Here is a 13,228-nt window from a genome sequence, read left to right as displayed (position 1 = left end):
AAAGTGGTTTTCCAAGCAGTCTGCTCGCAGGAGCAGGCTGCTTTTGTGCATGAGTTACAGAATCCGGCGCTGCGTTCCAGTATAATAGGAACAGAGAGTTTCTGAAGGGGAGGAATATGTTTGGAAATGAATTCGAGTGTTACAGACTTGTTCATCCAGCACTTTGATTTCTGGCCGCATCTGTCGGAAGCGGAGAAGGATCTGATCAGTGCACATACCAATATTGTCCGCTATGCGAAAGGGACGCAGGTCCATCAAGGGCCTTTGGATTGTATCGGTGTCCTGCTCATCAAGAGCGGGCAGCTGCGTGTCTACACGATGTCTGAGGATGGCCGTGAGGTCACGCTCTACCGCCTGTTCCCTGATGATGTCGGCATCCTGTCGGCGGCCTGTGCCCTGGATGCCGTGACCTTTGATGTCTATATCGATGCCGAGGAGGATACGGAGGTGCTGCTTACCGATGCCGTGGCCTTCCGCAAGCTGGCAGACACCAATGTGTATGTGCGCTGCTTTGGTTACGAGAAGGCATCGAACCGCTTGTCAGAGATGCTCTGGAAGATGCAGCAGGTCCTGTTCCTGTCCGCCGACCGGCGGCTAGCCATTTTCCTGCTCGAAGAGAGTGAGAAGCTGGGCGGCGATGAGATCCATATGACCCATGAACAGATTGCCCGCTTCATGGGGACGGCCCGCGAGGTGGTGAGCCGGCTGGTCAAGTATTTCAGCCAGGAGGGCTGGGTGAAGACGGCCCGTGGCTGCATCCGTCTGACGAACCGTGAGGCTCTGCGCGATTTGGCTGGCTGAGCAAATAGCAGGAAATACGCTGAGAGATGGCGAAAAAGTCATTATCTCAGCGTTTTTTAGTGTATGTATTGTATAATGAGGGCGTTTTGTTGATGGCAGGCAGAGAGCCTGAGCCAGAAAGGGGAAAGAATATGGGACTGATCAAAGCAGCTGCTGGCGCTGTAGGTGGCGTATTAGCAGATCAATGGAAAGAATTCTTCTACTGTGACAGCCTGACGGCAGATGTCCTGGCAGCAAAGGGACAGAAGCGCACGAGTGCCAGGAGCTCGAATACGAGCGGTGAGGATAACATCATTTCCAATGGCTCGACCATCGCTGTCAATGACGGGCAGTGCATGCTCATCGTCGAGCAGGGCAAGGTTGTCGATATCTGTGCCGAGCCGGGCGAGTATGTCTATGACAAGTCAACGGAGCCTTCGATATTCGGCGGCAACCTGCGCGAGGATATCCAGGCAGTCTTTGAGCGCATTGGCCATCGTTTCACCTATGGCGGCGACACGGGGAAAGACCAGCGCGTCTACTATATCAATACGAAGGAAATCATGGGCAACAAATACGGTACGCCGAGTCCCATCCCCTTCCGTGTCGTCGACCAGAACATCGGACTGGATGTGGATATTTCCATCCGCTGCTTTGGCGAATACAGCTATCGGTTGACTAATCCGATCCTGTTCTATACGAATGTCTGCGGCAATGTGGAGGAAAGCTATGATCGCAGTGCGATCGACAGCCAGCTCAAGACGGAGCTCATGACGGCATTGCAGCCGGCCTTTGCCAAGATTTCAGCAATGGGGATTCGTTACAGCGCTTTGCCGGGACATACGCAGGAGATCGCTGATGCCCTCAATGAGGTGTTGAGCCAGAAATGGGGACAACTGCGCGGCATCGATGTCGTGTCGTTCGGTGTCAGCAACGTCAGCGCCAGTGAGGAGGATCAGCAGCTCATCAAGGAAATCCAGCGCAATGCGGCCTTCCGCAACCCGACGATGGCGGCTGCTCACCTTGTGGGCGCTCAGGCCGAGGCGATGCAGGTTGCGGCGGCCAATGAAGGCGGCATGGGAGCGGCCTTGGGCTTTATGGGCATGAACATGGCGGGGCAGGCTGGCGGCATGAACGCTGGCAATCTCTACGCGATGGGACAGCAGCAGGGGGCGCAGGCATCTGCTGCGGCAGCCGGCAGCTGGACCTGTGAATGCGGGACAGTCAATGAGGGCAAGTTCTGCTCGGACTGTGGCAAGGCGAAACCAGCAGCGGCAGCTTGGACGTGCAGCTGCGGGCATGCTGGCAATACGGGCAAATTCTGCTCCGAGTGTGGTAAGCCAAGGCCGGCAGGTCCCTGGACCTGTGGATGCGGCGCGGTAAATGAAGGCAGATTCTGTTCGGAGTGCGGCAAGCCGCGTCCATAAAAGGAGGGAGATTGATGGCAGAGACCTCTGTGAATTACAAATGCCCGAATTGCAGTGCGCCGCTTTCGTTCCAGCCCGGTAATGAGAAGGTCAGCTGTGAGTATTGCGGCAACGAATTCGAGGTAAAGACCATCGAGGAAATGTTCCAAAAGGAACAGGAGCGAGCTGCCCGAGCTGCTGAGGCGCAGGAAGCCAAATGGGCGACGGAGCAGGCGGGAGGCCAGTGGGCAGAGGAAGAGGCTGCGGTCCTGCGCGTCTGTACTTGTCCTTCCTGTGGTGCCGAGCTTGTCTGCGATGGCAATACGATGGCAACGGAGTGTGTATACTGTGGCAATCCGACCATGATACCGAAGAACTTCGATGGCATGCTGAAACCTGACTATGTCATCCCGTTCAAGAAGACCAAGCAGGATGCGGTGGAGGCCCTCAAGGAGTTCTACAAGGGTAAGTGGCTGCTGCCAGCAGAGTTCAAGGCGCAGAATCGTCTGGAGGCCATCCAGCCGATGTATGTGCCGTTCTGGCTGTTTGATTCCTCGGTGTCAGCGCATGCGGGATTCCGCGCTACGCGAGTGCGCGTCTATGAGACTTCAGATGAGCGCATCACCGAGACTTCGTATTATGATTGCGAGCGCAGCGGCTCGATGGATTTTGCGCGCATTCCTGTGGATGGCAGTGAGAAGATGGATGATGCCTATATGGAAAGCATCGAGCCCTTTGACTATGCCGAGATGGTGCCATTCAGTACGGCGTTCCTGACAGGGTTCCTGGCCGATAAATACGATGTCGATGCCGAGGCATCGGTGCCGCGGGCTGACAAGCGTGTCGAATACAGTGCCGTAGGCGTGCTCCAGGAAAGCGTCATCGGCTATGATTCGGTATCATGCCAGTCCTCGGCCGTGATCAAGAACAGCGGCCAGGTAGCCTATGCGATGGTGCCTGTATGGATACTGACGACGCGGTATAAAGGGGAACCTTATACTTTCATGATGAATGGGCAGACCGGCAAGGTCGTCGGCAGCTTGCCAAGCGATAAGCGCAAAGAGGTGCTCTATCCAGCGGCTGTGTTCCTGCTGCTGCTGCCGCTCATGTATTACCTGGCGAAATTTTTTGTTGCTTGAGGAGGGGACGCGATGAAGAAGAGAATCGTTGCTTTGTTGTCAGTCCTCATCCTAGCTGTGATGATGACGACGGCATTTGCTGCTGGCAGCCTGACTGTCCCGCAGCATGAGAATGGCCCGGTGCCAAGTGTGGTGGATGAAGCCGGCCTATTGACGGACGCACAGCGGCAGGAATTGATGAGCCAGATCGATCAGGTGGAACGCGATCATGGCGTCCGGATTGCTGTGGTCACGCTTAAATCCCTGCACGGCAAGCAGCCGGGGGCGACAGCTGACAGTATCCTTGACCGGGATTATGCGGATGGGACTCACGGCAGCATGGTCTTGCTGCTGGCCATGGATTCCCGTGACTGGTATGTGTCGACGGACAATACGATGCGCAAGCGCATCACCGATGAAGGCGGGTTCAAGCATCTTTCCGAGGCGTTCCTGCCGCCGCTTAAGGAAAAGAAGTATGCGAAAGCCTTCCAGATGTATGCGGCGACGGCCGATGAAATGCTGGGCTATTATGAAGAGCAGGGGGAGCCGTATGATCCGGCCAGCGATTTCAACCTGTTGGCGCTTATCATAGCGGTGGTACTGGCGGGGCTCGTTGCAATCGGCGTCTGGCAGATCCTGGTCAGGCAGCTCAACAATGTCATGCATGCAGTAGCTGCTGACACGTATCTGCAGCAAGACAGCGTTGCGCTGACGGAGCAGAGTGATACATATCTTTATACCAGCGTCACGCGCACGCGGAAAGCGAAAAGCAGTAGCCGCAGCTCTGGCGGCAGCCATGGTGGTGGCGGTGGCAAGTTCTAGGACATGATAAAAGCCTTCCCGGTTTTGGGAAGGCTTTTTCCTATGCACTTACTGGATAAGTGATTCGATATTTTCTTTAGGGATGAGGCCGACGGACTCGTTGACTTTCTGGCCGTCCCTGAAGACAATCAGCGTGGGGATGCTCATGACGCCGAACTGAGCGGCGAGCTCCTGCTGCTCATCGACGTTGATCTTGCCGACTTTCACTTCACTGTGCGCAGCGGCGACTTCATCGATGAGTGGGGAGAGCATGCGGCAGGGGCCGCACCATGGTGCCCAGAAATCGATGAGTACTGTGCCTTTGGCATCGAGGACTTCGGCTTGGAAATTTTCATTGGTGATGGTGATTGCTTCCATGAGATACCTCCTAGGTAAGTAACAGGATTCTGTATGGTTCGTTTCGTTACCTGCATTATAGCAGTGGAGGAAAATTGTTTTCAGTGACCGGCTCACACAGAGGTGTGCAGACAATAAAAATATGCTGATTTTTTGCTGATACGCATGCATAAGGACGGCGGCTGTGCTATAATGGGACTTGTTTTTGAAACTGAACACGGATTTTAGGAGGAAGTAGTACAGTGGATCTAAGTATCATAGAATTATTGAAAACAATCATCCTCGGTATTGTCGAGGGCTTGACCGAATGGCTGCCCGTATCGAGCACAGGCCATATGATTCTCGTGGACGAGTTCATCAAGCTGGATGTCAGCAAGGCATTCATGGATATGTTCCTGGTGGTTATCCAGCTCGGTGCTATCCTGGCGGTCGTGGTGCTGAACTTTGAGAAACTCAATCCCTGGTCGTCGTGGAAGTCGCGCCAGGAGAAGCGCGAGACGATGCAGCTCTGGGCCAAGGTCATCGTAGCATGCCTGCCGGCAGCTGTCATTGGCCTGGCGTTCAACAAATACATGGAAGAGCATTTCATGACGGCACCGGTCGTTGCAGCAACGCTTATTTTCTATGGTATCATGTTCATCCTGGTCGAGAATTATAACAAGCGCCGCCGCCCGCGCGTCAATGAGCTTCGCCGTCTCGACTACAAGACAGCGCTCATCATCGGCATGTTCCAGGTATTGTCGCTGGTTCCGGGAACGAGCCGTTCGGGAGCGACGATCCTTGGTGGTATCCTGTTCGGCACGAGCCGCTATGTAGCTGCTGAGTTCACTTTCTTCCTGGCTATCCCGGTCATGTTCGGTGCGAGCCTGCTCAAGATGGTCAAGTTCGGCTTCCATTATACAGGGGCGGAGATCGTCATCCTGCTGGTCGGCATGGTGACGGCTTTCATCGTTTCCATCCTGTCCATCAAGTTCTTGCTCAGCTACATCAAGACGAATGACTTCAAGGCCTTCGGCTGGTACCGTATCGTTCTCGGTATCATCGTCATCGCTTATCTGCTCTTGGTTGGCGATCCGACGGCTGACAACTGATGCATACAGCAGCTTTCCTTTGGGAGGGCTGTTTTTTTATGGCTTGCCGTTGCTGAATAACTTTACTATAATGGGAGTTACAGTTTTGATGGGAGTGAAAACCAGAATGAAGATAATTGCAGGCCTGGGAAATCCGGGCAGTGAATATGCCAAGACGAAGCATAATGTCGGTTTTATGCTTGTCGATGCACTGGCCGAAAAGCTGGGTGTGACGGAGTGGAAGGATAGATTCGACGCGAAGATCGGCGAGGCCCGGATCGGTACCGAGAAAATCCTGCTGGTGAAGCCGCAGACTTATATGAATGAGAGCGGACAGGCTATTGGCCCGTTGATGAATTTCTACAAGTCAGCGCTGGAAGACCTCATCGTCGTCCATGACGATATGGACATCCCCGCTGGCACGATCCGCATCCGCAAGAAGGGCAGCGCAGGCGGCCATAACGGCATCAAGTCGATTCTCGCGCATGTGGGGGATGAGCATTTTGCCCGCGTGCGCATCGGCATTGGCCGTCCGCTGCCAGGCTGGACGGTGGTCAATCATGTGCTGGCACCGTTTACGGCTGAGGACGAGCCGAAGATCCGTGAGGCCATCGCCTATCTGCTGCCCGCGGTGGAATGCATCGTGCGCGATGATGTCGATATGGCGATGAACCAGTATAACCCGAAGAAGCAGAAGAAAAAGAAGGCGGCACCAGCCGGCGGGGAAAAGGAAGGAGAGGCAGTCAATGCATGAGAGGATTACGGCAGTCTATGCCGATGAAGAGGGAAATATCCTCGATGCGCCAGGCATGCAGGGCATGGGGCGCACGGGGCGTGAGAATATCCTGCTGAAGCCTGAGGATCTGATTCCGCTGCCGGAGAGTGCAGATCTCATGCTGCTGCCGGATCGCCTGGCTGTGGGCTGCACGGCAGATGGCGAGGTCATGCCGATAAGCGGCCTGGCTGTTGCGGCAATCCTGCCTGCCGGCTATACGCGCCTTTACATGCCCGCCTATGAGCGGGCCGAAGAGGCTGAGCGCCTGCCGCTCTATGGCTATACGGCCGTGGTGGTCTACAAGGATGAGCTCTATTGTGCGGCGGTCTATACCGATGAGAACGACAAGTGGGATCCGGTCCACTACAATACGAAGGAACTCAAGAATCTCGTCAAGCGCACGAAAAAAGATCTGCCGGGCAACCGCATTGTCGAGCAGGTCGGCGGCTGCTCCCTCAACTGGCATTGCTGCACGGCACAGAATCTCTTCTATCGCCGCTGGGAGTGCGGCATCCCGACCTCACCAGTCTGCAATGCCAACTGCTTTGGCTGCATTTCGCTGCAGCCGGCAGAGTGCTGTCCTTCGCCGCAGGAGCGCATCAAGTTCCGGCCGACGCCTGAGGAGATCGCCGAGGTGGGCATTTACCATCTGAGCGTGGCCCCCGATGGCATCATCAGTTTTGGCCAGGGGTGCGAGGGCGAACCGTCGTTGGCGGCTGACAATATCGCAGCCGGCATCAAGCTGATCCGTGCCAAGACGAGCAAGGGGCAGATCAACATGAACTCGAATGTCGGCTGGACTGAGGGCGTAAAGAAGATCGTCGATGCCGGGCTCGATTCGTTGCGCGTCTCGATCATCAGTGCGCGTGAGGAAGGTTATGATGCTTATTACCGGGCCAGCTATCATCTGGAGAACGTCAAGGACTCCATCCGCTATGCCCTGGAAAAAGGTGTCTATGTATCCTTGAATCTCTTGTACTTCCCGGGCTTCAATGACCGTGAGGAAGAGCTTGCCGCTTGGCAGGAATTCTTCCGGGAGCTGCCCGTGCAGATGATCCAGGTGCGCAATCTCAATATCGATCCCGATGCGTTCCTCGATATCATGCCGGAGCCGCAGGGCAAGGCCGTGGGCACGCGCAGATTCATCGAGACGCTGCATGCGGAGTTCCCGCAGCTGGTCATCGGCAGTTTCAGCCACTACGTGGAGGATTGACGCTATGATTGCAATCATCAATGGCCGGTTCATCCTGCCCGATGCCAAGGGGGACTTTGCCATCGTGACGGACAAGGCGATCCTTTGCGAGGGGGAGCGCATCGCAGCCATCGTTGATGCGCAGGAAGCGGCAGCTCTGCCCGCAGAAAGCATTATCGATGCTGGGGGCGGCTATGTAGCGCCGGGCTTCCTCAATGTCCATGTGCATGGCTGCGATGGGATGGATACGATGGATGACGATGCGCAGGCCTTGCCGCGCATGGCAAGATTGCAGGCCAAGACCGGTGTCACGGGCTTCCTGCCGACGACGATGACCTGTGCATGGACGGAAGTGGAAACGGCATTTGCCCATATCCGCCAATGCATGCAGAAGCAGCCAGAGGGAGCGCGCGTGCTTGGTGCGCATATGGAGGGCCCCTTCATCAGTCCGGCCAAGAAAGGGGCGCAGGCCGAAGAGAATATCCGCCAGGCGGATTTCTCGCTGGTCGAGCCGTGGCAGGATGTTGTGCGCATTATCACACTGGCACCTGAGGAGCTGCCGGATCCTGCTTTTGTTGCATCCTGTGAGCAGGCAGGCATCACAGTCTCCATCGGCCACACGGCGGCTGACTACGATACTGTGATGGATGCCATCGAAAAACATGGCGTCCACCATATCACGCACCTCTACAATGCGATGACGCCGTTTCATCATCGCAACCCCGGTGTGGTCGGTGCGGCACTGGATTCGGCGTCCAACTGTGAAATCATCGCCGACAATGTCCATGCGCATCCAGCCGCCCAGCGGCTGCTGTACCGGGCCAAGGGCGGCAGGCATATCATCCTGATCACCGATTCGCTGCGGGCCTGCGGCATTGGCGACGGGCCATCAGAGCTTGGCGGGCAGGCGGTATTTGTCAAAGGTGAGCTGGCGACGCTGGCCGATGGGACAATCGCGGGCAGTGTGGCGACGATGAACCGGTGCGTGGCCCACTTCTGGGAGAATACAGGAGCGCCGCTGCCGCTGGTCATCGAAATGGTGACGAAGACCCCCGCACAGGAATTGGGCCTTTATGAGGAGCTCGGCTCGCTGGCGGTTGGCAAGCGGGCCGACATCGTGATCTTTGATGATGCGGTCGGTATCCAGCGGACAATCATTGGCGGCAAGTCGTTGGACTGAATCTGACGGCCGTCACATAAGAGATACAGAACTGTTGAGCAATCGGCAGTTCTTTTTTTATGCAAAAAGTGCGCAATCTGACAAGTGATTGATTTTTATCACAAAATTTTCAGACGCGTGACTGCAGCAACGTCAGACAATGATAATAACCGCTATAATTATAGTAATAACTGCGGCCATTTGCGCTGCAACAAGAATGACAGGGGATTATGGGGAAGGATGACTATGGAGAGACGCACGTTTATCAAAATGGCGGCGGGTGCGGGACTGCTCGGCTTGGTCTTTGGCGTCAGCAAGGGCAGAGCGTCGCCCAGGCTCAGGCCGCCGGGGGCGGAGGATGAGGAGACGTTCCTGGCCAAATGTGCCCGTTGCGGCAAATGCGCCGAGGTATGCCCGTTGGGCTGCATTCAGATCGCACACGCGGAGGATGGCATTTTGTCGCTGGGGACACCGTATATGACGCCGCTGGAACATCCCTGCGACCTTTGCATGAAATGCACCGAAGTCTGCAGTACAGGTGCATTGAAGACAATTCCGAAGGAAGAGGTGCGCATGGGCATTGCGGTCATCGACAAGGATCTCTGCATTGCGCGCCGCGATGATGACTGCCAGACCTGCTATCGCACTTGCCCGCAATATGGCAAGGCAATCAAGCTCGAGAAGCTCAAGTACCCGGTCATCGATCCGGACTACTGCACCGGGTGCGGCATGTGTGAACATGTCTGTCTGGGCAATCCGAAGGCAGTCCATGTCAAGGTGCGGGAACAGGAGGCGAAGCTATGAAGTATAAGCGTAAGTATATTCGCCGCCTGATCCAGCTGGCAGCTATCGGCTGGCTGCTGCCGCCGGTATATTTCCTGGGGACGGTTTGGATCGGGACGTATATATCGGCCGATTTCTTTGGGGTCGGTTTGACCGATCCGCTTTCGGTATTGGAGATCACCCTGGCGGGCAGGGCCTTTTGGCCGGCCCTGTGGCTGTCGGCATTGCCGCTGGTTGTGCTGGCGCTGCTCCTGGGGCGCGTATTCTGCAGCTATATCTGTCCGTTGAATTTCCTGCTGGAGCTTTTGCCGCGCAGGCAGGACAGGCAGCTGACGCTGAAGATACTGCCCATCGGTATCTTGATCCTGGTGCTGCTGCTGTCGCTGCTGTTGGCGGTTCCCGTCAATAACACGCTGTCGCCGGTCTTTGCGCTGATGCGTGTGTTGTTGTTCGGCTGGGGCCTTGAGCTGCTGCTGGTGGCAGTGGCAGCAGCCAGCGCATTGCGCTGGGGGCAGAAGATATGGTGCCGGGCTATCTGTCCGCTCGGTGCGGTGTATGGATTGCTGGGAATCAAGCGCCGCTTGTTCCTGCAGGTCGATGCAGCCAAATGCGTCCGCTGCGGCAGATGCCGGGCGGCATGTTCGATGGGGACATACCCAGGGGGCAGCAGCTGGAAGGAAGCATATATATGCACGAACTGTGGCGACTGCTTGGATGTCTGTGACAAGGATGCAATCAAGTTTATATGGAGTGGAAAGGGAAAAGACACTCTAGGGGAGGGAAAGTAAGATGAAATTATCAGAATTGCCAGATAAGAAATTCAAGCTCAAACACATCGCTATCGCAGGCCTGGCCTGCATTGTCCTGCTCGGTGCGTCGACGGTTATGATCGAAGCGACGAATACGACGTCGTTCTGTTCAACGACTTGTCACGAGATGGAGCCGATGGCGAAGAGCTATGACCATTCGATCCATGCCAAGGTCGGTGTCGGCTGTGCTGACTGTCATGAGAAGCCGGGCCTTCAGGGCACCATCGCCTCGAAGTGGCAGGGCACCCAGGAGCTTTTCCTGCATGTGACCGGTCAGGTGCCAGATCCGATCAAGATGACCGATGCGCATAAGAAGGTCAACTGCTATATCTGCCATCAGGATAAGATCATGAACAGCGAAGTGGCGGCAAAACACAAAGACCCGCATACGGCCAAGCACTTTGAGAATGGCATGAACTGCCTGACCTGCCATACGGGTGTGGTCCACGATGATAAGGTCAATATGGATGTGCCGGGGCGTGAGCGCTGCTATACCTGTCATCTGGATAATATGGGCAAGCTGTAAGGAGGCATAATGATGAAATCGATAACGCGTAGAAATTTCCTGAAGGCGATGGCCGTTTCCTGTGCCATGCTTACAGCCGGATGTACCTCGAAAGACCGCGATACACAGAATGGCCCCAAGGGGGCCGAAGATGCCGAGAAATGGGTGAAGGGCGTCTGCCGTTACTGCGGTACCGGCTGCGGTGTGCTGGCTGGTGTCAAGGGCAATAAGATCGTGGCCGTAAAAGGCGATCCGGATTGCGCGGTCAACAAGGGACGTCTTTGTGTCAAAGGCATACTGCTGCCGAAGATCATCAACACGAAAGACCGCGTGCTGCATCCATTGATCAAGAAGAATGGCGAGTTCGTCGAGGCTTCCTGGGATGAAGCCCTTGACCTCATCGTCTCCAAGATCAAGGAGTCGGTTGACCAGTATGGCCCGGATTCCATCGGTTTCTACGGTTCGGGGCAGACGTTTGCCGAGGAGACTTATGTAGCGCAGAAGGTCATCCGTGCGGGCATCGGTACGAACAACATCGATGGCAATCCGCGTACCTGCATGGCGTCGGCTGTCGCAGGTTTCATGACTTCGTTTGGTGAGGATGAACCGTCGGGCACCTATGCCGATATCGAGGAGGCCGATACATTCTTCATCATTGGTGCCAATCCGGCCGAGGCGCATCCAGTGCTGTTCTCGCGCCTGATCGACCGCAAGAATTCCAACCCCGATGTCAAGGTCATCGTGGCAGACCCGCGCAAGACGCGCACGGGCGATATCGCCGATTACTATCTGGAATTCATTCCAGGCCGTGACCTGGCCCTGCTGAACTCGATGGCGCAGGTCATCATCGAGGAGAATCTGATCAATCAGGGCTTCATCGACCGTCATACGGAATTCATGAAGGGGACGGATAAGCTGTCCTTTGATGCGTATAAGGCCTTCCTGCAGGATTACACGCCGGAGAAGGTCGAGGCGGTTTCGGGGATCCCCGCACAGACTATCCGCGAGGTAGCAAGACTGTTTGCTGCTCCGGGGCGCAAGACCATGTCGCTTTGGTGCATGGGTCTCAACCAGCGCACACGTGGCGTCTGGGTCAACAACCTTGTCCACAACCTGCACCTGCTGACGGGCAAGATCTGCTCACCAGGCAATTCGTCCTTCTCGCTGACTGGCCAGCCAAGTGCCTGCGGCTCTGTCCGCGAGACGGGTGGTCTTTCTCATATCCTGCCAGCACACCGCCTGGTGGCAAATGCAAAGCATCGCGAAGAGCTGGCCAAGATTTGGGGCATAGATCCTGCGCGGATGCCGAGCAAGCCTGGTTATCATACGCTGGCAATGTTCAAGGCTGCTGTCGAAGGCAAGCTCAAGTTCCTTTGGGTCATGTGCACGAATCCTGGACAGTCGCTGCCGAATCTTGAATATTACCGTCCGGGCATGGAGAAGACATTCATGGTCGTTTCGGAGGCGTATCATCCAACGCGCACGTCCGAGCTGGCTGACGTTGTCCTGCCTGCTGCCTTGTGGATGGAGAAAGAAGGCGTCTATGGAAATGGTGAGCGCCGCACGCAGCATCTGGCGAAGGCAATCGATCCGCCGGGGGAGGCCAAGCCGGATCTGGAAGTCCTCATCGAGGTGGCAAAGCGCCTCGGCTATGAGGAGCTTGTCCCGTTCAAGACCCCAGAAGATGTCTGGAAAGAATATCAGAGATGCCAGGAAGGTACAGCGATGCAGCTGGCTTCGTATGACCGCCTGCGCAAGGAGCATGGCCTTACCTGGCCAGTGCCGGGGGATGACAAGCCAGAGACGTATATCCGTTACGCACGTCCTTGGGATCCGTACGTCAAGGAGGATGCGCCGGATGGCATCGAATTCTACGGCCGTCCGAACGGGCGCGCAGTCATCTGGGCACGGCCGCAGGTCGACCCGCAGGAGAATCCGGATGCGGAGTACCCGTTCTATCTGACGACGGGACGTATCCTGGAGCATTGGCATACGGGAACTATGACCTTCAATGTGCCGGAGCTCAAGAATGTTGTCGGGGAGATGTATGTCGAGATCCATCCGGAGGATGCAGCTGGTCTGGGGATTGCAGATGGCGATGAAGTGGATGTGATTTCACGCCGTGCGACTTGTACGCTCAAGGCGCATCTCAACGGTCGTGGCCGCCCGCGCAAGGGCCTGGTCTATGTGCCGTTCCACGATCAGGTCAAGGAGCGCATGATCAACCGTGTGCTGCTCGATGCCTTTGATGCGGCATCCAAGCAGCCTGAGTATAAGGTCTGTGCTGTGAGACTGCAGAAGCATCAAGCCTGAAGACGAGGCATCTTGCTTGATGGGAAAAAAATATAGGGGCTGTGAAATAACACATCCCTAGTAACAAAGGCGGTCCGCTGACTCGAAAGAGTCGGCGGACCGCCTTTTATGGTAAAATTTACATACCACATGAAAATTTCAACCACCAAATATTCTAAAC

At 55.8% G+C, this 13,228-nt stretch carries 13 protein-coding genes; 12 read left to right on the top strand and 1 reads right to left on the bottom strand.

Features of this window, described 5'->3' with window-relative positions:
• Positions 1-126: 126 nt before the first annotated feature.
• The 4 genes from FZ041_RS10285 to FZ041_RS10270 all read left to right on the top strand — a co-directional run bounded on the left by FZ041_RS10285 (position 127) and on the right by FZ041_RS10270 (position 4,126).
• On the top strand, positions 127-801 hold the full coding sequence (locus tag FZ041_RS10285) for a Crp/Fnr family transcriptional regulator (protein WP_075441625.1): 675 nt from the start codon (positions 127-129) through the stop codon (positions 799-801).
• A 131-nt stretch (positions 802-932) separates the two neighbouring features.
• The gene (locus FZ041_RS10280; protein WP_149189484.1) at positions 933-2,207 is read left to right on the top strand and encodes an SPFH domain-containing protein; all 1,275 of its coding nucleotides are present in this window, start codon (positions 933-935) and stop codon (positions 2,205-2,207) included.
• A gap of 14 nt (positions 2,208-2,221) precedes the next feature.
• On the top strand, positions 2,222-3,325 hold the full coding sequence (locus tag FZ041_RS10275) for a TFIIB-type zinc ribbon-containing protein (RefSeq protein ID WP_149189483.1): 1,104 nt from the start codon (positions 2,222-2,224) through the stop codon (positions 3,323-3,325).
• Between the two features lie 12 nt (positions 3,326-3,337).
• Complete coding sequence (locus tag FZ041_RS10270; protein ID WP_149189482.1) at positions 3,338-4,126, top strand: TPM domain-containing protein; 789 nt, start codon at positions 3,338-3,340, stop codon at positions 4,124-4,126.
• Between the two features lie 48 nt (positions 4,127-4,174).
• Here FZ041_RS10270 and trxA read toward each other — a convergent pair whose 3' ends face one another.
• Positions 4,175-4,483, bottom strand: a complete 309-nt coding sequence (gene trxA, locus FZ041_RS10265) for a thioredoxin (RefSeq protein ID WP_149189481.1) — start codon at positions 4,481-4,483, stop codon at positions 4,175-4,177.
• A 221-nt stretch (positions 4,484-4,704) separates the two neighbouring features.
• Here trxA and FZ041_RS10260 point away from each other — a divergent pair, with 221 nt between their 5' ends.
• The 8 genes from FZ041_RS10260 (at position 4,705) to FZ041_RS10225 (ending at position 13,068) form a co-directional block, all read left to right on the top strand.
• Positions 4,705-5,553 carry an undecaprenyl-diphosphate phosphatase gene (locus FZ041_RS10260; RefSeq protein ID WP_173371064.1) on the top strand — a complete coding sequence of 283 codons (849 nt, stop codon included), beginning with the start codon at positions 4,705-4,707 and terminating at the stop codon, positions 5,551-5,553.
• A gap of 106 nt (positions 5,554-5,659) precedes the next feature.
• Complete coding sequence (pth, locus tag FZ041_RS10255) at positions 5,660-6,286, top strand: aminoacyl-tRNA hydrolase (RefSeq protein WP_149189480.1); 627 nt, start codon at positions 5,660-5,662, stop codon at positions 6,284-6,286.
• Positions 6,279-7,520 carry a radical SAM family protein gene (locus tag FZ041_RS10250; RefSeq protein ID WP_075441340.1) on the top strand — a complete coding sequence of 414 codons (1,242 nt, stop codon included), beginning with the start codon at positions 6,279-6,281 and terminating at the stop codon, positions 7,518-7,520. Before pth ends, FZ041_RS10250 begins: the two co-directional genes overlap by 8 nt.
• A 4-nt stretch (positions 7,521-7,524) precedes the next feature.
• On the top strand, positions 7,525-8,679 hold the full coding sequence (gene nagA / locus FZ041_RS10245) for an N-acetylglucosamine-6-phosphate deacetylase (RefSeq protein WP_149189479.1): 1,155 nt from the start codon (positions 7,525-7,527) through the stop codon (positions 8,677-8,679).
• Positions 8,680-8,904: 225 nt separating this feature from the next.
• Positions 8,905-9,462, top strand: coding sequence for a 4Fe-4S dicluster domain-containing protein (locus tag FZ041_RS10240; RefSeq protein WP_255449346.1), 558 nt, complete (start codon positions 8,905-8,907; stop codon positions 9,460-9,462).
• Entirely contained in the window at positions 9,459-10,229 is a 771-nt protein-coding gene (locus tag FZ041_RS10235) for a 4Fe-4S binding protein (RefSeq protein WP_149189478.1), read from the top strand. The genes FZ041_RS10240 and FZ041_RS10235 overlap by 4 nt, the downstream gene beginning before the upstream one ends.
• Before the next feature lies 1 nt (position 10,230).
• A complete protein-coding gene (locus FZ041_RS10230) occupies positions 10,231-10,776 on the top strand; it encodes a cytochrome c3 family protein (protein ID WP_149189477.1) in 546 nt (181 codons plus the stop codon).
• A 9-nt stretch (positions 10,777-10,785) separates the two neighbouring features.
• Complete coding sequence (locus FZ041_RS10225) at positions 10,786-13,068, top strand: molybdopterin oxidoreductase family protein (RefSeq protein ID WP_255449345.1); 2,283 nt, start codon at positions 10,786-10,788, stop codon at positions 13,066-13,068.
• The last annotated feature ends 160 nt before the right edge of the window (positions 13,069-13,228 follow it).

Origin of the sequence: Pseudoselenomonas caprae (genome assembly GCF_008271345.1) — a bacterium.
Lineage (GTDB): Bacteria > Bacillota > Negativicutes > Selenomonadales > Selenomonadaceae > Selenomonas_A > Selenomonas_A caprae.
The sequence above is the reverse complement of the archived record's forward strand: the minus strand, read 5'-3'. Positions and strand labels throughout refer to the sequence as shown.